Source organism: Paenibacillus sp. 2KB_20, assembly GCF_052115765.1.
Taxonomy (GTDB): Bacteria; Bacillota; Bacilli; order Paenibacillales; family Paenibacillaceae; genus Paenibacillus_AQ.
In genome coordinates, this window is the sequence record NZ_JBFRHH010000006.1 from 376,393 (window position 1) to 397,641 (window position 21,249).

Genomic DNA, 21,249 nt, shown 5'->3' on the forward strand with positions numbered 1-21,249 from the left:
CGTAGGAGGGCGTTTAAAAATGATGACAAACCATAGAAGAGTTTTACTAGTTGATGACGAGACGCGTATTCGTACCATCCTACGAATGTATTTGGAGTTAGAGGGATTCATAGTCGAAGAAGCACCGAGTGGTATAGAAGCCATCCAAAGATATTGGGAGAACCATGCAAATTATGATTTGATCGTGCTGGATTGGTTACTGCCTGACATGAATGGGATTGAGGTTTGCAAGTATATGAAACAGAGACAACCTGATATACCTATTCTGATGTTATCTGGGCGATCGGAAGAAAGGGACCGTATTGAAGGTTTTGAAGCCGGAGCAGACGATTACGTCATCAAGCCATTTAGCCCAAGGGAAATAGTGCTGCGTATCCAAAACATGATAACCCGTGTATATTCTCTAAATAACGCTATCATGATTGGTGAAATTGTACTTTATCCTTCAGCACGCCGTGTTATGGTGAAACAAAATGAGGTCCATCTGACTCCCAAAGAATATGATCTGCTCTATTTCCTGATCACACATCAAGAAAAAGTATATTCTCGTGAAGTATTGCTTACAGAAGTTTGGAAGTCATCGCACAGAGAGATTTACGACACGCGTACAGTAGATACCCACATTAAACGCCTGCGTGATAAGCTATTCTCCTATTACCCGGAAGGAAATGGATGGATTCGGACATTATGGGGACATGGGTATATGTTCAAAAAAATTTAAATTTGGGGATATCAAAAATGCATTAAAAATAGACGAATGAGGCACCATTTGACCTTGTTTTTAACGGATTCTTATAGAAGACAGACACGCGTGGAGTTATGTAAGACGACAAGAACATACACGCTAGTAGCCACTGAAGTGCACCTCTTAGAATAGACATTGGAAAAACCCCGGCGTTACGGACTATGGACGTACTACCGGCTAAACGAAGAAACGCTTATGCAGCTAGCTGATTTTATTAAGAATGAAATATAAGGCAGGCAGTCGCCATCGTGAGGTTTCCTGTTCACTTGAAATAAATATCTATAAATACAGATATGCAGATATAGCTAAATGAATTCGTGGAAAGAAAAACATTGAAACGCGGATTGACATCGAGGACATCAGCGGCAAAAACGAAGACAACAGCGCCTGGATGACGATGTTTACCGTGAACGGAGGGAATCTTGTCGTGGGGCCGATCAGCGGTGTCAACGAATATTACGGTGCGCGACGCGGGCGAAAGCTTCGCCAAGATCAATGGGCAGGATGGGGCAATGATCACTGGCCTGTTGTTTGAGAACGTGTATATGCCGGGAAGTAGCACGCCCGCCACCACGCTTCAAGAGATGAACTTTCTGAGCAAGGCATATTACAGCGGTGCGACAATTCTTCCGGTGCAGCATGAGGAGCTGCTTCCTCGCAATTGCCTTGAACCGGCCAACTGTCGGATCATCGAATGATGGAACGGAGGACACTGCACCCTACGCCATTGACGGGAATATGTCCACTCGGTTTGGATCTAAGCGCGGGGTATTGGGGCGAAAGCAAGCCGATCGATGAAGTGAGGCTTTATTGGGAAACTGCCTATGGAAAAAGCTATAAAATTCAAGTGACTTATAAATTTTTTATGGATATATATCACATTAATCTAATTTGTTTTATTGGTTATTGGGTCGTAGAATAATTTCTGTAACCAATCGACAATCAAGAAGGAAGAAAAACGGGCATTTGATTATCCGAATTCGCTGAAGCTTATCTAGAATTTATTAAACAGGGCTAAAAAGTTATAGTAGCAAGCCCGCTCGGAGGCCAAAGTCCAGTCGATCCGAACAGCGAGAATGATGAGACTCCAAGCGAAATTTTGGAATCCGCAGAGCACCTTGAAAACACAGTTCTTATCGATGCTGTATCTGTTAATGACTTTGATGCTGTTTTCCTGCCGGGTGATCATGGAACGATGTATGACCTGCCGGATAATCAACTCCTTCTTCAATTGGTTCGTGACTTTTATGAAGCCGGAAAAATTGTTGCTGCAGTGTGCCATGGCCCTGCAGGATTCACAGGAGTCGTTAAATCGAATGGGCAGCCCCTTGTAGCAGGGAAACGAGTGAATGCATTTACAAATGGAGAAGAGGGGCAAACTGGCTTCTTGAGAGTAAGCTTCGTGAATTGGGAGCCATTTTTGTGGTAGCACCAGATTGGTCATCCCATCATGAAGTTGATGGGAATTTGATTACAGGTCAGAATCCTCAGTCTCTCTGGCTGTAACCAAAACCGTTATTGAAAAACTAGGGTAAAGGTATGGGGCTGCTATTTGAAATAGTTGTCCCATGCTTTCTTTTTGAAAAATTTGGATAGGTGGTTATTTATTTGGATGCAGTGAATATAGAAAATAAACCAGCAAGTAAAAGCCCGACTTTGGCGTTACTAGCGCTTACAATAGGGGCATTTGCGATTGGAATGACTGAATTTATTATTATGGGGTTACTTCCTGAAGTGGCCGAAAGCTTGCAGGTGTCCATCCCCTTAGCGGGGCTACTCATTACCGGATATGCACTGGGTGTGGCTATAGGAGCTCCCATCATCACAGTCGCCACTCATCGAATGAAGCGAAAGCAGTTGCTTCTCTTTCTTATGATTCTGTTCATAGCAGGTAATGCATTGGCTGCTCTTGCACCGAACTATGGAGTATTAATGGTAGCTCGTATCGTATCTGCATTAACTCATGGGTCCTTTTTTGGTGTTGGATCTGTTATTGCAGCTGGACTGGTTCCTAAGGAAAAACGGGCTGGAGCTATTGCCATCATGTTTACCGGTCTGACACTTGCAAATATTCTTGGCGTCCCAATCGGTACATTTATTGGTCAAGCCTATGGATGGAGATCCTCCTTTTGGACGATCACTATAATAGGACTGATTGCTTTGAATGGGATTGCCATACTCGTTCCAAAAGTAGAGGCATCTTCATCAAGCCTTAAGCAGGAGCTTAGTGTACTGCGTAAGCCAACCGTTTATATTGCTCTTTTGATGACGACGTTTGGTAATGGAGGGCTCTTTACGGTATTCACTTATATTTCACCCATTTTAACTGATATTACTAAGTTCCCGGTAAATTCCGTTTCTTACATCCTTGTTTTATTCGGAGCCGGCAGCACGCTTGGAAATATTATTGGGGGCAAACTGGCTGACCGTAAATTAATGCCATCTCTCCTTGGGATACTCGTTGTGTTGGCCATAGTTTTAGCAGTATTTTCAATTACGGATCAGTATAAAGTGACTGCTTTGATTACTATTTTTGTATTGGGAATGGCCGCTCTTGGAACTGTACCGGGATTGCAACTCCATATGCTGAATACGGCCAAAGAAGCTCCAACGCTAGCGTCGACTTTAAATGTTGCGGCTTTTAACTTGGGTAATGCGCTTGGTGCGTATATCGGAGGTTTGGTTATAGATTTACAATTTGGGGGAGGCCTAACAGCCGTTCCTTGGGTTGCTTCCATCGTAACCGTCGTGGGAATTTTATTTACTCTCTGGGGTGCTCAACAACAAAAGAAGAGAATTAGGCCTTAATTTTAGGGTAAGCTTTGCTTACCGCCCACGACAAATCGTGGGCTTTTTTTTCTTTTACGGGAACTAAAATTGTTTTTGCCACGCCTGGTTGTTATTTGAAGCTTTGTGGTCGGGCAAGGCAAGGGTTGCATACCTTCTTGGATAAGATGAAACGTATTATTCGTGACGGCATTCAAGTTGGGGAGTATAGAGAGGATCTGGATGTTGATGCGCTAGCATCATTTGCATTTTTCTTGTTGGAAGGGGGGATTTTGCTCAGCAAGTTGGATGGGGATAACAAGCACATGTTAATGAATATAAAAATATTCTCATCCTAATTGCAGCAATGCTGGTTAATGACCAGTTAATCTGGGGTATTGGTACATCGGAATGGAACCGGGTATAATCAATGACAGCCCATAAGGCTGCATTCAAAATATATCAAGGTATAGATGAATTATGACCTCTCGGTGCGGCCAGGCACGGGGCTGTCAGCTGAATATTTAATGCTTTAGAGGGATGGATTTATCGGGGAGTCCGTCCGTATTGAACCATTTACGATTTACAAGTTGATCGCCACGAATCGCACTTAAATTTTGTAAGACCACAAGAACATAAATGCTTAATAGCCGCATAGCTGCGGCCATTTTTATGTAAAGACAAGGAGGATTTCAATATCAACGTCGATCGTTTATGGAACACATACGATCAGTCGTAGAGCCGTGTTCCGATGACACGATTGGTACTCGACGACCGATGCGAAGATGGTCGGTTTCCAGAACAGTTTGGTACAAGGCTGGTTATTTATCAAGCTTTTTATGGATAAGGAGATTTGCAAGTATCAATCGTAGTCCACGACTTGCATCACGATGGTGATATAAGCATATCCCCCCTTTAAGGCATTCATGCTAAAGGGGGATTTGCTGTGTTTTGACACTGGGGAGGCATCTTGTTTTTTTCGCGGTTTTACTTAATTATACAAACAAATCAATCCGGAGGAGGTACTTCTAACGCTAGCAGTCCGGTGTAGCCGTTAATCGTCGTTGACTCGGCTGTTGTCCTTGGCAAATATACACTGCCACGGATTATGATAGAAGCATCAAAAAAAGCAAAGATTGAGGCTGACATGATTCATGAACGGCAACAAAACGGTTGCGCTTAATGAAATGATGCGGGTCCGTACATTCTGCCAGGATGACGCACACCTTTTCGTATTACCTGAACAAATTGAGGATGAAATTAACCGTGTTATTTCCCTAATTGACCATGTTTATCAAGTGCTTGGCTTTGAATACAAGGTCGAACTATCCACCCGCCCGGAAGATTCTATGGGTTCAGAAGAGCTATGGAACCAGGCTGAACAATCATTGAAAAATGTCTTGGACAAACTCGGTATTGATTATTTTGTCAATGAAGGCGACGGGGCATTCTATGGACCCAAGATAGATTTTCACATTTTAGATGCACTTAAACGGAGCTGGCAGTGTGGGACGATTCGACTGGATTTTCAGATGCCCGAAAAATTTGATTTGTCTTACATCGGTGAGGACAATCAGAAGCACCGGCCTGTCGTTATACATCGTGCGCTTTATGGATCAATTGAGCGATTTATCGGCATGCTAACCGAGCATTTTTCCGGAGCCTTCCCGTTATGGCTTTCCCCAGTCCACGCGAAATTATTGCCGATTTCGGAGAACTATATCGACTATGCCTTTCAAGTGAAGAAAGCACTTGAAAATGGCGGGATTCGTGTTGAAGTAGATGTGAGGAATGAAAAACTCGGCTATAAAATTCGTGAAGCCCAACTCGAAAAAATACCGTACATGCTCGTTCTCGGTGAGAATGAGAAGAATTCCGAAAGTCTGTCTGTGAGAAAACGGGGTGAAGGAGATCTCGGATCAAAAAGTATCCTAGAGTTTATTGGGCAAATAAATGAAGAGATTCGTGCCAAAAATAAGTAGATATTAGTATTTGGGGGCTGTTCTATAATTGGAACAGCCTCACTTTAATTTTTTGGCTATGTTAAACTTAGTTGTTGATATTTGAAGATTGCGAACTAATGTTCTAAAGTTTGGATGTCGTTGGTATCGTAATGGGGAACTTCATCGGCTTGAGCAGCCCGTCGGTAAGCAGTATAGCATTGGGAATACACCTCAGAACTTGAGCAAGTAAAGGCAGAGAATCGGTTTCAGAAACAAGATCAATAATTGCTATCCAGAAATTCAGTGATGTATTGTTAGTACGAACATATGTCTGTAAAATACCATATTAATATCAATGTCTAAGATTTATTGACGAAGCTATGAAACTACTGTATTTTCATATAGTGTTACACATCATATGCGGACATCCGTTTCATTGGAACGGAAATGTCCTTTTTTTGTGTAAATTGAGGTGGAGGTAGTGGAGGAAATGACTTCGTTTTTTCAAGGTGAAATTACGGGCAGAATAGTTGTCTAATTACACAAAAGTATCTACATTTATTATTTAGGAAAAGCTTGATTTATCAGGCTTTTTTATTTTTAAGTAGATTAATTTGTGTCATTAAAAAATGCATAAAAGTGGCCACATTGTGGGTTTTTGACGTAAATGTGACTACATTGTAGGGGAGCCTCCTTAGAAGAACTAAAAAGATGGCATCGAATCCACCTGCCTGCCGATGGGAAAGAAACCGAAGGTTTATTAATTCACATGAATATAAACTCTTTTGTTGAGAGATCTAAAAAAGGTAAAGTAAATATCCCTATTGAAGCAGCAATAATTACATAGTGAATTTATATAGGGCTGCTCCAAAGTGAACTATTAATTCTTTAATATATAGCCCCAAGGAGTCATTTTAATCTATTTACAATTGAGAGAAAATGAGAAAATAATCTATTGGAATTGAAAAGCATTGGTATGGGAGGGCAACGTGAGAAAAAATTTTGGGAAGTATGTGAGCGCATTAATTATAGTTGGATTAATGACAGCATGTGGAAGTGAAACGACTAAAGAAAAAACAGCAACAACTGAGAATTTGATACCCACGGTTTACAAGCAAAACTGTTTGTCCTGCCACGGTAGCCAGCTCGAAGGAAAGTACGGACCCAGTTTGCAAACAGTAGGAAGCCAACTTACCGAGGAAGAAATCAAGACCATTATTTCCAAGGGGCAAGGAGGCATGCCAGCCTTCGGTAAGCGTTTAGATGAAGACGAGATAGCATCCATTTCTGCATGGTTGTCTGAAAAGAAGTAGTATAAAGAAATGAACATAACAGGCTCATCGTTATTTTTAAACGAAGGTTTTGCTAAATTCAATTATGATTCCGAATGAGTCCGATTGACAGTTAATGACTCCTTGACGATAGTAGTCATGATACAGTTGCGACCAATTGAAGCATGTACACAATTCCATAAAAAATAAGAACAGCAGAAGGATTTAGGAATCCCGCTGCTGTTCTTTTAATAATGTCTTTATATCTGTCAGAATCTGTTCATTCTCCATATCTTCACCCATCCGGTAGATCTGGCGCACACGCTGCTTACCATCGATTAACAGCAATGAGGTGATGGAATGCGCAAATAATCCATCATCGAGACGCACAATCGATAGATTATATTGAGAAGCCAAATCCTTTACTTTGTTTTCATCTCCTCGCAGCAACGTCCATCCGCTCTGATCAATTCCCATCCGCTCCGCATATTGTTGCAATACCTCAGGTGTATCGTTATCAGGATCAAATGTAATGGAAACGAACTCGACTTCATTGCCAAACTGTCCTTGCTTCTGAAGCTCGGTCTGGAGTGCAACCATATTAGCGGTTGTAGCAGGGCAAATATCCGGACATCGGGTGAAAATAAATGACGTCAATCGTATTCTCCCGTCAAATTGTGCTTCAGTTACAGTTTCTCCATGTATATCAGATAAAGAGAAAGCAGGAGAATTCATTTTAACTGGCAGAGCAGGTTTAAAAAAGGATGCAAATAACCAGTAACCGATGGCAATGGTGATAATGATTAAAGCTAAAATAATATACGAACGCTTTGAAGCTTTGCGAACAGGGATCATATTTTTTCTCCTTCGCTATATTGGTAAATTGCGGTTTTTATTGTATCGAATATCAAGGATTGTTTCTATGACTCTATTGAGCTATGTCATGCATTTGATTACCATGATCTTTCGGTTCTAGATCTTCAGCAATCATAGAATATATCTCGTTTTCTTTTGCATGTCACAAATTTGTCGATTTCAAGCCCTTGAAATGGCTCCATGGAGTTATAGGAAAGAAGCATTTGAATTGCTAAAATGTGAAAGATTGACAACGGGTTGGAGGGTGGTGATGGTATGGAGCAAAAATTAATTTCATTTATGGCAATGGTTATCCTTTTGGGTATCGTAACAGCATGTTCAGGCGAGGAATCCGTTGATTTGGAAGCTGTAGAAGTGGAGCTTTCTACAAAACCTGAAACCGTTATAGCGGGAAGCCAGGTCGATTTACAAGCTTTGTTCACTGGAATGAATGTATCGGACAAGGCACAGGCTACCTTTGATTTCCGGATTGGAGATAAACCGATACTCATTGAAGCTGTGAATGAAGGGGATGGTGTGTTTAGCGGGTCGTTTACTTTTACAGAAAAGGGGAACCAGACGGTTTTTATACACTTGTATGAGGACGATATCCATATTACTAAGAAGAAACAGGTAGAGGTGCAATGACAGTCAGAAGAAGTGAAATGGCCCTTATTTTACTATGGTTTTTTTTGGCGCTATTGCATAGCAGCTCAGTAAGAGCTGAAGACAAATGGCTTGAATTGCAAGCTATTTTGGACCAAGCCAAGCCAGGAGATACGCTTATATTGAAATCTGGGAATTACCAAGGCCCAATTACCATTAACAAGCAGTTGACGATACGTCCGGAAGAAGGTGGAACGATAGAACTGAGAAATATGAGTGACCTACCGGCCATCACGATAGAAGCTGACAATACAACGATAGCCGGACTCCGTATCACCGATGTAATGGTCAAGGAAACGCCGACTGTGCTCGTCAAGGGTCATCGTGCTGTCATGGAAAGGCTGCATATCCGGACTGGTGGAGATGGAATTTCAGTACGTGACGCAAACGAAGGTACCTTGACGAATAATACAATCGATTGGATGGCAGATGGCGTGCAAATGGCCGACAAAGGCAATGGGGTGGATATATTTAATGGCCATCGTTGGAAAATAACCGACAATACGATTCGTGATGTACATGATGGCATTTATATGGAAAGCAGCGATGATATCCTCGTCTCAGGTAATGTGATCGAACGCTCACGATATGGTGTTCACTGCATGTACACAAATCGGACCATCATCGAGCGGAACAAAGGCAACCTGAATGTAACCGGTGCCATGGTGATGACCGCTCGACAAGTATCTGTGGTCGGGAATGAGTTCACGAAGCAAAGTGAAAACGTAAACTCGCAAGGAATTCTGCTATATGACACACACGAGACGACCGTGACAAACAATACGGTTGATGGCAATCGGGTTGGCCTGTATGTGGAACTATCGACCGGAAACTTTTTGAAGAACAACCGAGTGAGCTACAATTTTGTCGGCATGCAGTTGTTGGAGTCAAGTGCCAATGCCATCAAAGGCAACCAATTTATTGGTAATGTGTCAGATGCACAGGCACGAGGCAGTGAGGAAAATTGGATTACTGAAAATTATTGGGACAATTTTCGAGGCATCGATGCGAATGGAGACGGGATAAGCGATATTACATATGGAATAAATCCGTTTTTCCAGGGGCTCACAAAAAAGCGACCCGCATTCCAACTGTTTTTTCAATCACCGGGCATGGTATTCCTGGAAGGACTCTACCAGACGGATCGAGAACGCTGGACTATGGATAAGGCCCCGCTAATGGTTCCGCCCGGTAGCGATTATCGAGACGGAGAACAGAAAGGTTTAATCAAAACCGGACTTATGGGGTTCATATTGCTAGGATGCACAGCCATTCTAATCTTATCGATGAGGAGACGAAATACATGAGAAAAGGGATTCAGTTAACCTTAATTATGATAGCTATGTTGCTGGTACTATCTGCTTGCGGAGGAGAGAAGTATGAGCCGCAGGCAATCAACGAAAATACAGATGTATGTGTCATCTGCAAGATGGCCGTCAAAGACGACCAATATGCGACTCAAATCATAACAAAGGACGGTCAATCGCTCAAATTCGATGATATCGGCTGTTTAAACACGTGGAAGAAAGAGAACGGAACCGATACGATCGGAGCTGAATTCGTCCGAGATTATAACAGTAAACAATGGCTCCGTTATGAAAAAGCATACTATGCCTATGATCCTTCATATAAAACACCTATGGCTTACGGAATCGTCTCGTTTGAACAAGAGGCGGATGCCACAGCTTATATTGAAGAACAAGGCAAAGGTAAACTCATGACGGCAGATGATCTCGCCAATCACTCGTGGGAGGTCAATCGGGATATGATGGATATGGGAGGGAAGCACGGTCACGATCATGATCATGCGCCGGATCAGGATCATGGTGATGATATGCCAGACAAGAGTGCCGATGAGCAACCAGCAACCGGAGGACACGGCTCGTGAGTGAAATGGGTTATGTAGCCGTAAGAGAAATGAAGATCGGATTTCGAAATCCATGGGCCTATTCATTCATGGCCCTTTTCGCCATGTTTATGGTAAGTTTATTGATTATTAACTCGCAAGGTTATGTAACCGGATATTCCGGCACTAGCGGCACCATGTTAAACCTGGCGTTATATTTGCTTCCTTTGATGGCGCTGATGTTGGGTTCTTTTTCCTTAACAGGCGAGAAGGAAGAGGGCAACTGGGAGCTTCTCTCAACTTATCCGCTGGGTACCTGGTCTTTACTGGCTGGCAAGTATATCGGGCTTTCCATCGTCTTGTTATCCATTGTTTCCTTTGGATTTGGATTGTCGGGAGCAGCCAGTTGGCTTTCAGGTAATGGTTTTGATTTTTTGACTTATAAGCAACTTCTGGTCTTTTCGATAGGTTTATCCCTGTTTTTCCTCGGATTATCCATGCTGATCGGTACAATCGCCCGCAATCGTTGGCAAGCACTTACGATCGCGGTGGGCGTCTGGTTTTTTGCCATCATTGCATGGCCATCTATTCTCATTGCATTGCTCGGCATGATGCCATATCCCTGGATCAAACCGGCTGTCACTACATTGACGTTTCTTAATCCTGCAGAATTGACGCGTCTGTTTACCGTCGTCGAATTAGGCGGAGGCTCGACGCTCGGGCCGGAGTATTACGATTGGATGGTATGGATTCGTTCCACTTGGGGTACCCCGGTGTTTATTGGCGTAATGTTGCTCTGGATCAGCACCATGTTGACCATCTCTTTTGGATTATGGGAAAGGGGAAGACGTCGTGGATAATTATCTGGTTCGGTTCGATGGGGTTCACAAATCGTTTAAGGGAAAGACGGTCATTGAGGATTTACAGCTGTATATCAGACAAGGGGAGGCCGTTGCTTTGTGCGGGGGGAACGGTGCGGGAAAAAGCACGTTGCTTCGCATGGCGGCTGGTATTCTGCGTCCGACGAGGGGATCCATTTCCGTCAACGGTCACGATTGGCAGGAAAACAGACAAAATTATGCTCGGCAAATCGGATATATGCCGGATGATTATCGGTTTAGTCCAGGATTAACAGCGATGGAGACTATGTTGTTTTGGGCAAGGCTTCGCGGTCTTGGGAAAACTCGCGCCAAAGAGGTGCTCTCGATGGTCGGCTTATCGAATACAGGCAGTAAACCCGTAACTTCCTTCTCCAAAGGCATGAGGCAACGGGTGTCGTTTGCACAAGCGCTGTTAGCAGAACCACTGCTGGTGGTTATGGATGAACCAACCAACGGTCTGGACCCTTACTGGATGAACACCTTCGTAATGCTTGTGCGTCAAGCAGTATCTAATGGGCAAACGCTTCTCTTTTCAACACATCAATTGGAAATTGCAGAAGCATTGGCGGATCGCATCGTTTTTTTACGGGATGGGAACGTGATTCTGGACAGAAAGAGGGATGACATCCGCCTAACAAACGATACCAAGGGGATACAGGAAGTATTTAGAGAGTTGTTCGGGATCTCTGGAGGATTCTCCAGACACGAAGAAAAAATATAGTAGTGACAATTCCACTTTTTCTAAGACTTTAATTAGGAGATAAAAGTTCAAGGAGTTTGACTTCCTAGTGGGCGAGGAGTTTATATTGAATATTATAATACGCAGAATCATTCAGTACATATTATTGGTTGTTATCCTGCTGGGGGGGCTGTATGCAGTATTCCGATTCCAAGATGCTCCCCGAAGTCATGTAGGTGTGGGGGATATCGCACCGCTGTTTTCCTCAATGGATCTTAAGGGAAATCAAGTGCGATTAAAGGATTATAAAGGTAAAGGCGTAATAATCAATTTCTGGGCATCTTGGTGTAATCCTTGTGTCAATGAGCTGCCGCTACTGAACGAGGCATATAAGCTTGCAGGCGTTGACATGCTTGCAATTAACGTGGGTGAGAAATCAGGAGCAGTTCAAAGATTCGTTGAACGGTATGAACTTGAATTTCCAATCGTTATGGACAGCGACCTCAAAATTAAACAAGCATATCAAGTGGTCGGCATGCCGCTAACACTGCTGATCGATGAGGAGGGTACAATTATTGACAGACACGAAGGTGAACTGACTGAAATGGAGGATATTTTGAATTTAATGAATCGGATCAAACAGGAGTAAGGTAACAAAAACCTGTAGATTATCAAGCATAGCTTCTTAAAGCGGAATTTTTGGTTGTGTTGAACATATAGAGCAACCATAGGGGCAGTAGAATGTAAAACATCTTGGAATTAGAAGCTGATATAAAATCATGAAACAAAAAAGGAAGAACCTTTGCTAGGCTAAGGTTCTTCCTTTTTTGTTTCAACTGCTTAACGCTTCGGCAAATAGCCAAACACATGCATTAATTTGTTAACAATTTATCCTGCAGCGCTTACGTTTTTATTCTTAGTAGAGTAATGTCGGGGGACAAGAACATGGTCCCATTGAAAGTCGCTATTGTAGCGGCTTTTTTGTTTTATCGGTACAAGTTCTTGTCCCGAGTCGAGGACAAGAACTTGTACCGATTGCCGTAAAGGACAAGAACATGAACCGATTACCGATTAGATAAATAAACGAAAAAGACTGATGAATATGATTTAATGTTTTTTTCAGAAAAAATCAGTATTTCCGAGCAATTAGTCAGTACATTCAATTTTTTTGTAACTTTGTTTGCTTTATTGGTGTTTACTAAAGTGTAGGAAATAACTTTCATGCAAGAAGAGGATCGTAAATCATATTGGGAAGTGAACGTACACATGGTTAAATTACTCATCCTATACGGTTTTCTTTCTCCGGTCTAACATTCAAAGATGAAGGACTAGAAAGTGAAAAGGTTTTGTTTATCGGAACAAGTTCTTATCCCTGGAAGTGAAAAGGACGGGACGAACGTTTACAGAGTGAAGAGTTAGAAAGGAGTGAAAAATGTGAGGGTGTATTCTAAAGGCATGAGAAAATTGATTGGTCTGGTTATTATCGTTTGTGTAGTAGGAGGTGTACTGGGGTACCAAAGCACATTTGCTAAAAGCACGAATAATCAAAGCCCCGCAATTTTTCCTAACTATCCTGAAAATGAAAATGGGCAGACATACGGTTCTGTTAAAGAAGCCATTTCCGTTGAATTGCTACCTGACTTAATTCATATGGGAAGTATAAATGACATTGCAGGATATGTGCTGAAAAAAGATTATCTCGGTGAACTTAGTCGTAATGTTCCACTGTATGATGTTGATGGAGTAAACATAATTGGTTCTTTTCATATTGGAGCTAAGAATATGAACTATCCTATAAATAAAAAAGGACAGACATACGGTTCTTCCGCAGATGCTGCTTCTCCAGAGACAGAACCTGAATTAATCAGCGCAATAGGTGTAGATGGCACTGCAGGATATGTGTTGAAAAAAGATTTAGACGGTGAACAACCAAAGTCACCTCAGGATGCCATTGCGATACAGAACAGTAGATCACCAGGTGGTCGCGCTATCCCTCTGTATGATGTTGAAGGTGCAACCGTAATTGGTGTGTTTCATGTTGGAGGAAAATAATAATAAAGTATGCCCAGTGTTAAACTAACGGGCAGGGTAGTTCTATAATTTACGAATACTTTACATATGGAACTATTTACGAAGTTGGTAGATAAGACGTTATACGAAATTTTTGCAAATCCTACTTAACAGGGAGAGATCATGAGAAGTAGAATAATCGGAATAGCAGTTCTTATTGCTTTGGTAGGTATTATTTATTTATATGGAGATAATCAAAGATCTTTTCCGACTCCATTAGAAGCTATTTATCATGAAACGGAAGATAAGGAATGGATCGCTGTTAAAGAAGTATTTTCCAGTTCGAAAGTAAATAATCATGCGGATTATTTTTATATAACTAAGTCGGATAATATTGTGGCTGTTCAATTATCTAAAGGATTGTTTGGTTGGAGATTTGATTCCTTTATTACTGGTGGATTAAATATAAACCATAAGATTTCAGAACCAATCAATGGATATACTAGAGCTGGTGATCTCGTATTTGGATTAGCAACTGAACAAGTTGATAGAATTGAAGTTAATAACATTCAGGCAATATTAATACCTTTAGATTTTTATATCCAAAGTAAAGAAATCAAAGGTAAGAAGTTATGGTATGTTCATATTAAGACTAATACCGGTGAGATTTTTGGGATTCGTGCTTATGACAAATCGAATAAAAAACTATATGATAATCCTTAGAAGCAATAACTTCGTCTAACAGAAAGTTCATAATAGATACGGCTAAAAGCTGTCGAGGGACAAGAACATGGTCCCATTGAAGTCGCTATTTTAGCGACTTTTTTATTTTATCGGTATAAGTTCTTGTCCCAAGCCAAGGACAAGAACTTATACCGATTACCGGAATGGACAATAACATAGTCCGATTGCCGATTAGATGTATATCTAAACGTTGAGCATATTACTTAACTCCCGCCATTAAGTACCTTAACACATGAAAATGTTCAAATTGTTTTAGACCAACTTACACGATGAGAGGTTAGACACCGGAAGCTATGTATTAAAAAAGCGAAATATCGGACTGAAACTAACTGTTGAGGACAAGAACTTGTACCGATTGCCGAAATGGACAAGAACATGTTCTCATTTACGATTAGGTATATATCTAATTAGTATTCTGCTTAGCCGATTCTCACGATCAGCTACCGCTTTCTGTTGAGGTACCGAAGGGTAAGCTACATCTGTCAGATAACTAGGACTCATGCAACTGCCCGGACTCCTTGTGACGCCAATTTACGAATACCAAGGACAATGCAATTAACGTGAGGATAATCCCAAGTACTCGAAATCCCTCGAAGCTGAAGTTATCTCCCATTACGCTGCTAATGAGTAATGAAGAGAGAATGGTTCCCAGGTATCTTGAGGTATTAAATATTCCAGATGCTACACCTATAATTTCTTTTGGTGAACTTTTGAATAAGGCCGCTTGCATAGCGACACTGTTTAACCCGTTGCTAATACCGAATGCAGCTAAAGCCAGACACACACTGATAACCGGTGAAGTCTGATCCAGTGTCATGATCACGATCCATACGGACCCAAATGTCATCAGCATTCCGGACATAAGCAATGCTGGTCGAGGTCCTGATTTATCGATCCATCGTCCTGCCATTGGAGAAGCAACGAGCGAGCACAAGCCTAAGCTTAGCATGAGCATCCCGGTATGGAACTCGCTGACATGACGTACGATTTGCAAGTAGGACGGAAGCCCGAAAAAGAGAGAGTAAAAAAGCAAGTTAACGACCATGAATTCGACATTGACCCATGTCATTGCAGGATATTTAGCGAATGTGCGTAAAGGAATAAAGGGTGCCTTCGCTTTTAACTCATGTCGCACGAAAGCTCCCAGTCCAACAAAGCCAATCAGCCCGACAATAACGTTACTAAATGAAATTTGACCAGATGATTTTGCGGACAATAATCCAACGAGCAGAGCAACCAGACCCACGGTGAATAGCAGAACTCCTGGCGCATCAATCAAATCAGACCATCTGCGAAAGGACATGTTGCGAGCAACGGATGTCATAGACGGAACATCATTAGGAATATGCCTCCAAGCTAATAAAAAGCTTGTCATTACGAAGGGGATATTAACCAAAAAGATAGCAGGCCAGCCCCACCAGTAAATGATGACCCCGCCAATAAAGGGGCCAATCGCAGCCGCTCCGGATAGGAATATGGACAAGACTGACAGTGCAGTCGCTTGTTTCTCCCTAATATGAATTCGCACAATGGCCATTCCAACCGCAACCATCATGCTTGTTCCGATGGATTGCACAATGCGGAACACGATGAGCCAACCAAAGTTTAGGGATAGTGGAGCTAATAATGATGCAACGAAGGATACAACAAGCCCGCTAAGAAATATCCTCCTCCTACCGAATAAATCGCTGGCTTTTCCCATGATAGGTTGAGCGATAGCACTCGCAATGTAGAAAGAAAAAATGATCCAGGATACCACTGTAAAGTCGAGTTGGAACACATTTTGTAGCCTTGGAATAGCAACTGAAATCATTGAAGAATTTAATGGGTTCAATAGAATCCCTAGTCCAACGGAGATCATCAACCACCTATTGCGAATACTCATTTTTATCACTCCGATCTGTATGTTAGTGTCATCATCGTACTTGAAATCATTTATTTATTCCAATGCATTTTATGTTATGATTTCATTGACTCAAGGGAATGAAAGGAGAGTGTGAAATGGAACTTCTTCAACTGAAATATTTTCTCGAGGTAGCTCGTTTGGAACATATGACTGAAGCAGCACGAAGTCTGCATGTCACTCAATCGTCACTAAGCAAAACGATTGGGCGCTTGGAGGAGGATTTGGGGGTCCCGTTATTCGATCGAATAGGGAGGAAACTGCGATTGAATGAGTTTGGAAGCAGATTCTATCGCCGTGCTGAAAGGGCGTTGTTTGAATTGGAACAGGGGAAGCAGGAGATTAGCGATGTGTCCAGCCAAGAACATGGCACACTCGAATTGGCGGTGACCACCGCAAGCACATTGCCTCAGATCCTTCGAGAGTTTCGGAACAAGCGTCCCGATATCCAATTTCATGTGCAAATGCTCACCACGCAGGAAATGGTTACGCTTCTTCATAGAGGAGAGGTTGATTTTTGCTTGTCCTCACCTCCTATAAAAGGGGAAGACATTGAATGTCAAATCATGTTCATCGACCCCATTCTTGTAGCTGTTCCCAAAGGGCATCGGCTTGCTCACCGAAACAGCATATCTTTGACTGAGCTAAGGGATGAATGTTTTGTTGGTGTAAAAAGAGGCTACGGTACTCGTGATCTGGTGGATTCTATATGCAAATCGGTTGGATTTGTACCTACATATGTGTATGAGGGTGACGAACCTGCAAGGCTAAGTTCTCTAGTAGAAGCGGGAATTGGCATAGCCTTTATACCAAGTACGGCAAGGCATTCTGGGGAACATATCAAATATCTCAAAGTAGAGAATCATGAATTGGTACGGGAGATAGCTTTGTTATGGCACAGGAGTCGGTACATTTCGCGGGCTGCTCTCGAATTCCGTGAGGTAGTTGTGGAATATTTCGGGACGATATCCAAACAGACAAATTAATTATCCTTCTTAAACCCAGAGAATGTTGTACGACAAAAACATAGTGTCCAGTGCCAAGGATAAGAACTTGTACCGATTGCCTTAAAGGACAAAATAATAGGCCGATTTTCGATTAGATAAGCATCTAATTACTGCTGAGTTTCAGTGGGTTCGTTACCTCGCCGCGAGAATAAATAAATCGTTAAAATCCTAAAGAAAAGTAGAAATTGTATGGTAAAATGTCGTTTTTGATAGATGTATCAAGGATGATAATCCATTAAAGTGGTAGATATCATATGATGGTGAGTATTCACCGGAATTAGAGGAGGTTATCATTTGGATAATCATGATTTGGTACAACGACAACTATGGTTTGTGAATCAGAGACTCGGGATGTTTATTCACTTTAATAGTGCTACATTTCAGTTTGCTGAAACGGAAATTAAGGATTGGGAATACGGGCATGAGAATCATGATGAACCTCGCAGATTCCCATTTGATCCAAAACTCTGGAATCCTGAGCAGTTGGACTGTGCGCAATGGGCGAAAGCGGCTAGATCCGCGGGGATGAAATTCGCTGCACTGACAGCAAAGCATCATGAAGGATTCAGCTTGTGGCCTACCCGATATACGGAGCATTGCATCCGTAATGCACCCGACAAAAGAGATGTCGTCAAAGAATATCTTGATGCATTTAGGGAGGAAGGTATTAATGCGGGTCTTTATTTCTCTATGCTAGACTTGCATCATCAAATCGGTCGAAAAAAATGCACAGCGGAAGATAAGCGGTTCATTAAAAATCAAATCGAAGAATTGCTGACAAATTATGGCGAACTTCCGTTTTTGATCATTGACGGATGGAACGCCCATTGGGGAGGCCCTAATTATGAGGACCTTCCGTTTGAAGAAATTAATGAACTCGTGAAAAGTTTGCAGCCTCAGTGCTTATTGATGAATATTAGCTGTGAATCGACTTTGGATCATACAGATATCGTTTTTTATGAAAATGCTGCTGGGCAAGAAATTGAAGAATCCTTTGTAGGTCCTGGTGCGAGCTGCAATATCTTAACTGAAACGTGGTTTTGGAGAGCTTCGGATACAAAAATGGAACTCAAAACCCCTGATTGGGTATTGGATAAAGTACAGGATGCGAACAACCATAACGTGTCATTTTTATTAAATGGAGCTCCAGATCAGCGCGGCTTGTTGGATGCCAATGTTTTAGAACATTTTAAAGAAATCGGAAAACGATATCGTCATCCGGTGGAACTCCAAACTATTCCAGCAAACTGGCTGATTAGAAATTAACTTGATCATTATTAACGAAGCACACAGCTTAAAAAAGCGCTTGACCATTGAATGGTAACAGCGCTTTTTTCAATTGGGAGGACGTTTATTCTTGTGTTAATCCATTCGAAATACCTGATACCGCTTCCGGTACTCTCCAGGTGTAAACGAAGTTTGGCGTTTGAATAGGCGCGTAAAATAATTGTTGTCACGGAATCCGCATTGTTCACCGACTTGGATTAAAGGTAGTTCTGAATTCGCTAGGAGTTGTTTAGCACGTTCGATCTGGAGACGATGCCTGTATTGCAGAGGACTCATTCCCGAATACTGTTTCAGACAGCGCGCCAAATAATCGAAGTGGTAATGCAGGTCGTTCTCCATCTGTACGGAATCAAAAGGATCTTCTAAGCAATCTGCCAAATAGGAGGCAACTTTCTCCCCAAGAAAAAGGGATCAGGCCTGTGGGCTGCTTTTTTTCATGCTGCTTTGAATTTCAATGAGGAATCGGCCAAATAAAATTTGCAGCTCGTAAGAGCGGTATGCTGAAAGGATGCTGTGTACTTTTATCATTTCCTTCAGAAGGGGGACGACCGTACGAAAATCTATCCCGGTAAATTTGGGGATGTCCACCATGCCTGGAGGAGCCTCGGTATCCTGGTCCGTCCTGTTCAGCAGAGGCTGCTGCCAATTGTTTTTATCGACTAGCACAGGCTTCGACAATAGCGGATATTCAAAATGAATCCAATACACCTCCGTATTTGTATCAGTTGGGCGATAGCCGCGATGCATCTTTCCAGGCTCAAGCACCAATACCATGCCTTTTTTGATTTCATATTGAATCCCGTTTTCCTCCATATAGAGTGTGCCACTGACGCAAATAATAATGTCAAAAACATCAAATTGACGCCTTGCATGGACAATTCCCGGCGGCCATAAGGTATGGCCGACCGTGGCTAGCAGGGGGAATGGGGGAACTTTCAGCTCAAGCACCAGCATTATCAATCACCTACAAAATTGGATGTAGAGATTGTACTATAATAAAGGCGCATTGTCAGCATCATCAAGGTCATCCATACAATAGTCAGTCATTATCGTGTATTTTGCACCAATTCAAGATTTTAATGAGGCAATTGGAAGCCTAATTATTGTATAAAGTAGACTATGATTATGAATCTTAACCCTATTCCCAAATGTCAATATATCTCTATCTTAGTAGCGAGATAATCCGTTACGCTTTGCTTATCAAGGAACGCACACCATTGACGATTAAGGCGATGGAGAACACAATCACAGATATGATGCCTACTGTGTCAAGTACAGGTTCCAGGCTTGACAGTAATTCCGAAACTGGGACGTAAATTAGGCCGAAACCACCAATGACTCCGCCGAGATAGCTAAGAAACTTAGACATAGCGTCTTCACCTCCTCTATTAATAATACTTAGCTTATGCATGCAAGATCGGTAATGCGATAGACAAATAAATGTTTAATATTTTAGAACGCGATAGGAGCCCTACAATCTAAAACGAATAAATGGTTCACGAGAGTTATTGCTAACCGGCAGGGAAGCCAATACAATGAGGTTGTGAACAACCGACAAGTGGGTGGAACCATGAGATCCTTTTCGATAAGCAAAAAGATTATCGTTATGTTTGTCATTCTATGCATACTGCTGACAGGGGTGGGATTTTACTGGTGTATCACAGGAGGGGGTTGCCACTTCAAGCTACAGCAATTTATTCGCGCAGAAACGGTTTCCGCGAATATAAGCTGCTAAGATGGCCGTGAAATTTTCAACCGGGTACACAGCATTGGGGCGAAGACGTGACTTTAGGCGACACAGGTGTCGGAGGATAAGAACATAATCCCATTGAAAGTCGCTATTATAGCGGTTTTTTTGTTTTATCGGTACAAGTTCTTGTCCCGAGTCGAGGACAAAAACTTGTACCGATTGCCGTAAAGGACAAGAACATGAGCCGATTACCGATTAGATAAATATCTAACTATGTTTCCATGCAATTTTATTAAGTTACGGGCAGTTTAACCCAGAGACGTCTTTCCAGCGATAGTAGAGGGGCAAGGTAACCAGCATAATCGTCGCATATTGATTGTCTCGCCCGTTCAAGTGAAACTCGAACTAAATGGGAACGAATTAAAACACTTGACTATGGATTGGGGGAAATTAAAGGCTGGCAACGATTACTTGCTCGAAGGCGACATATTGACACTCAAAGCTCAACTGCTTAAACTCTTTGATGATAGGGGCTTAGGAACGAAAGGGAAACTCATCGTTGGATTTAATCGAGCCGTTTGGAGCGTCCCCAATTGGACAAATCGACGGGAACCACACACAACGGAGGCGGTTTATGCTAATGGCGAAAATGATGGACCGAGTGATTAGATAAGATCCAATTACCCAAGGCTTTTTCGATGCGTTACTGCTGACCGCGAAAGTGAAGCATGCAAATTGGGGTTCGGGTGGTAATGGAATTCAAGCAAAGCTTTATATTAAAACAGGAGCGGGATATACGTTACGATTAACTCCGCCAATGCTACAACACTGACATTGAATCTGTCCAGAGTAGGCAAATTTGACAGAGTTCAAAGAATCTCCTGCCAATTCTAGCAGACAAACTTCAATCTACTTAGAGATAGTGTAAACTTGCAATAATTCATATAGAGCAACCA

General features: G+C 42.1%; 22 protein-coding genes and 2 pseudogenes. 19 read left to right on the forward strand and 5 right to left on the reverse strand.

Annotated elements, in window-relative coordinates; genetic code table 11:
* Nucleotides 1-19 precede the first annotated feature (19 nt).
* The 7 genes and pseudogenes from AB4124_RS18440 to AB4124_RS18470 all read left to right on the forward strand — a co-directional run bounded on the left by AB4124_RS18440 (nucleotide 20) and on the right by AB4124_RS18470 (nucleotide 6,767).
* Nucleotides 20-721 carry a response regulator transcription factor gene (locus AB4124_RS18440; RefSeq protein ID WP_441973777.1) on the forward strand — a complete coding sequence of 234 codons (702 nt, stop codon included), beginning with the start codon at nucleotides 20-22 and terminating at the stop codon, nucleotides 719-721.
* Nucleotides 722-1,188: 467 nt separating this feature from the next.
* On the forward strand, nucleotides 1,189-1,443 hold the full coding sequence (locus tag AB4124_RS18445; protein ID WP_441973778.1) for a hypothetical protein: 255 nt from the start codon (nucleotides 1,189-1,191) through the stop codon (nucleotides 1,441-1,443).
* 236 nt (nucleotides 1,444-1,679) lie between these two features.
* Nucleotides 1,680-2,280, forward strand: a pseudogene (locus tag AB4124_RS18450) (type 1 glutamine amidotransferase domain-containing protein).
* Between the two features lie 73 nt (nucleotides 2,281-2,353).
* Nucleotides 2,354-3,553, forward strand: coding sequence for an MFS transporter (locus AB4124_RS18455; protein WP_441973779.1), 1,200 nt, complete (start codon nucleotides 2,354-2,356; stop codon nucleotides 3,551-3,553).
* Between the two features lie 95 nt (nucleotides 3,554-3,648).
* Entirely contained in the window at nucleotides 3,649-3,870 is a 222-nt protein-coding gene (locus tag AB4124_RS18460; protein WP_441973836.1) for a TetR family transcriptional regulator C-terminal domain-containing protein, read from the forward strand.
* 816 nt (nucleotides 3,871-4,686) lie between these two features.
* Nucleotides 4,687-5,493 (forward strand): annotated as a pseudogene (locus AB4124_RS18465) (aminoacyl--tRNA ligase-related protein); the annotation flags it as partial.
* Nucleotides 5,494-6,443: 950 nt separating this feature from the next.
* Nucleotides 6,444-6,767, forward strand: coding sequence for a c-type cytochrome (locus tag AB4124_RS18470; protein ID WP_441973780.1), 324 nt, complete (start codon nucleotides 6,444-6,446; stop codon nucleotides 6,765-6,767).
* 183 nt (nucleotides 6,768-6,950) lie between these two features.
* On the opposite strand, the gene AB4124_RS18475 is transcribed toward AB4124_RS18470, so the two are convergent.
* Nucleotides 6,951-7,580 carry an SCO family protein gene (locus tag AB4124_RS18475; protein WP_441973781.1) on the reverse strand — a complete coding sequence of 210 codons (630 nt, stop codon included), beginning with the start codon at nucleotides 7,578-7,580 and terminating at the stop codon, nucleotides 6,951-6,953.
* Between the two features lie 276 nt (nucleotides 7,581-7,856).
* On the opposite strand from AB4124_RS18475, the gene AB4124_RS18480 reads away from it, so the two are divergent.
* The 8 genes from AB4124_RS18480 to AB4124_RS18515 all read left to right on the forward strand — a co-directional run bounded on the left by AB4124_RS18480 (nucleotide 7,857) and on the right by AB4124_RS18515 (nucleotide 14,385).
* Complete coding sequence (locus tag AB4124_RS18480) at nucleotides 7,857-8,228, forward strand: hypothetical protein (RefSeq protein WP_441973782.1); 372 nt, start codon at nucleotides 7,857-7,859, stop codon at nucleotides 8,226-8,228.
* 140 nt (nucleotides 8,229-8,368) lie between these two features.
* Entirely contained in the window at nucleotides 8,369-9,553 is a 1,185-nt protein-coding gene (locus AB4124_RS18485; RefSeq protein WP_441973783.1) for a right-handed parallel beta-helix repeat-containing protein, read from the forward strand.
* Nucleotides 9,550-10,134, forward strand: a complete 585-nt coding sequence (locus AB4124_RS18490; RefSeq protein WP_441973784.1) for a nitrous oxide reductase accessory protein NosL — start codon at nucleotides 9,550-9,552, stop codon at nucleotides 10,132-10,134. The genes AB4124_RS18485 and AB4124_RS18490 overlap by 4 nt, the downstream gene beginning before the upstream one ends.
* Complete coding sequence (locus tag AB4124_RS18495; protein ID WP_441973785.1) at nucleotides 10,131-10,952, forward strand: ABC transporter permease; 822 nt, start codon at nucleotides 10,131-10,133, stop codon at nucleotides 10,950-10,952. The genes AB4124_RS18490 and AB4124_RS18495 overlap by 4 nt, the downstream gene beginning before the upstream one ends.
* Nucleotides 10,945-11,694: an ABC transporter ATP-binding protein gene (locus AB4124_RS18500; protein ID WP_441973786.1), complete on the forward strand. Its 750-nt coding sequence runs from the start codon at nucleotides 10,945-10,947 to the stop codon at nucleotides 11,692-11,694. The genes AB4124_RS18495 and AB4124_RS18500 overlap by 8 nt, the downstream gene beginning before the upstream one ends.
* A 67-nt stretch (nucleotides 11,695-11,761) precedes the next feature.
* Complete coding sequence (locus AB4124_RS18505) at nucleotides 11,762-12,301, forward strand: redoxin domain-containing protein (protein WP_441973787.1); 540 nt, start codon at nucleotides 11,762-11,764, stop codon at nucleotides 12,299-12,301.
* Nucleotides 12,302-13,107: 806 nt separating this feature from the next.
* On the forward strand, nucleotides 13,108-13,704 hold the full coding sequence (locus AB4124_RS18510) for a hypothetical protein (RefSeq protein WP_441973789.1): 597 nt from the start codon (nucleotides 13,108-13,110) through the stop codon (nucleotides 13,702-13,704).
* Nucleotides 13,705-13,845: 141 nt separating this feature from the next.
* Nucleotides 13,846-14,385 (forward strand): hypothetical protein, encoded by a 540-nt coding sequence (locus AB4124_RS18515; RefSeq protein ID WP_441973790.1) that lies wholly within the window; start codon nucleotides 13,846-13,848, stop codon nucleotides 14,383-14,385.
* A 511-nt stretch (nucleotides 14,386-14,896) separates the two neighbouring features.
* Here the strand turns inward: AB4124_RS18515 and AB4124_RS18520 are convergent.
* Entirely contained in the window at nucleotides 14,897-16,291 is a 1,395-nt protein-coding gene (locus tag AB4124_RS18520; RefSeq protein ID WP_441973791.1) for an MFS transporter, read from the reverse strand.
* 116 nt (nucleotides 16,292-16,407) lie between these two features.
* Between AB4124_RS18520 and AB4124_RS18525 the strand changes: the two genes are divergently transcribed.
* Both AB4124_RS18525 and AB4124_RS18530 read left to right on the forward strand, forming a co-directional pair.
* The gene (locus AB4124_RS18525; RefSeq protein ID WP_441973792.1) at nucleotides 16,408-17,295 is read left to right on the forward strand and encodes a LysR family transcriptional regulator; all 888 of its coding nucleotides are present in this window, start codon (nucleotides 16,408-16,410) and stop codon (nucleotides 17,293-17,295) included.
* A 315-nt stretch (nucleotides 17,296-17,610) separates the two neighbouring features.
* Complete coding sequence (locus tag AB4124_RS18530; RefSeq protein ID WP_441973793.1) at nucleotides 17,611-18,582, forward strand: alpha-L-fucosidase; 972 nt, start codon at nucleotides 17,611-17,613, stop codon at nucleotides 18,580-18,582.
* A gap of 96 nt (nucleotides 18,583-18,678) precedes the next feature.
* Here the strand turns inward: AB4124_RS18530 and AB4124_RS18535 are convergent, their stop codons facing one another.
* From AB4124_RS18535 to AB4124_RS18545, 3 genes are all read right to left on the reverse strand, one after another.
* On the reverse strand, nucleotides 18,679-18,981 hold the full coding sequence (locus tag AB4124_RS18535; RefSeq protein ID WP_441973794.1) for a helix-turn-helix transcriptional regulator: 303 nt from the start codon (nucleotides 18,979-18,981) through the stop codon (nucleotides 18,679-18,681).
* A 33-nt stretch (nucleotides 18,982-19,014) separates the two neighbouring features.
* A complete protein-coding gene (locus tag AB4124_RS18540; RefSeq protein WP_441973795.1) occupies nucleotides 19,015-19,557 on the reverse strand; it encodes an AraC family ligand binding domain-containing protein in 543 nt (180 codons plus the stop codon).
* 232 nt (nucleotides 19,558-19,789) lie between these two features.
* On the reverse strand, nucleotides 19,790-19,972 hold the full coding sequence (locus AB4124_RS18545; protein ID WP_015735329.1) for a hypothetical protein: 183 nt from the start codon (nucleotides 19,970-19,972) through the stop codon (nucleotides 19,790-19,792).
* A gap of 714 nt (nucleotides 19,973-20,686) precedes the next feature.
* On the opposite strand from AB4124_RS18545, the gene AB4124_RS18550 reads away from it, so the two are divergent.
* Together AB4124_RS18550 and AB4124_RS18555 are read left to right on the forward strand one after the other, a co-directional pair.
* Complete coding sequence (locus AB4124_RS18550) at nucleotides 20,687-20,962, forward strand: X2-like carbohydrate binding domain-containing protein (RefSeq protein ID WP_441973837.1); 276 nt, start codon at nucleotides 20,687-20,689, stop codon at nucleotides 20,960-20,962.
* A gap of 40 nt (nucleotides 20,963-21,002) precedes the next feature.
* A complete protein-coding gene (locus tag AB4124_RS18555; RefSeq protein WP_441973838.1) occupies nucleotides 21,003-21,125 on the forward strand; it encodes a hypothetical protein in 123 nt (40 codons plus the stop codon).
* The last annotated feature ends 124 nt before the right edge of the window (nucleotides 21,126-21,249 follow it).

Coding starts and splice junctions, on each gene's coding strand:
- AB4124_RS18440 (WP_441973777.1), top strand. CDS start 20: ATGATGACAAACCATAGAAGAGTTTTACTAGTTGATGACGAGACGCGT.
- AB4124_RS18475 (WP_441973781.1), bottom strand. CDS start 7,580: ATGATCCCTGTTCGCAAAGCTTCAAAGCGTTCGTATATTATTTTAGCT.
- AB4124_RS18480 (WP_441973782.1), top strand. CDS start 7,857: ATGGAGCAAAAATTAATTTCATTTATGGCAATGGTTATCCTTTTGGGT.
- AB4124_RS18490 (WP_441973784.1), top strand. CDS start 9,550: ATGAGAAAAGGGATTCAGTTAACCTTAATTATGATAGCTATGTTGCTG.
- AB4124_RS18510 (WP_441973789.1), top strand. CDS start 13,108: ATGAGAAAATTGATTGGTCTGGTTATTATCGTTTGTGTAGTAGGAGGT.
- AB4124_RS18515 (WP_441973790.1), top strand. CDS start 13,846: ATGAGAAGTAGAATAATCGGAATAGCAGTTCTTATTGCTTTGGTAGGT.
- AB4124_RS18520 (WP_441973791.1), bottom strand. CDS start 16,291: ATGAGTATTCGCAATAGGTGGTTGATGATCTCCGTTGGACTAGGGATT.
- AB4124_RS18525 (WP_441973792.1), top strand. CDS start 16,408: ATGGAACTTCTTCAACTGAAATATTTTCTCGAGGTAGCTCGTTTGGAA.
- AB4124_RS18540 (WP_441973795.1), bottom strand. CDS start 19,557: ATGCTGGTGCTTGAGCTGAAAGTTCCCCCATTCCCCCTGCTAGCCACG.
- AB4124_RS18545 (WP_015735329.1), bottom strand. CDS start 19,972: ATGTCTAAGTTTCTTAGCTATCTCGGCGGAGTCATTGGTGGTTTCGGC.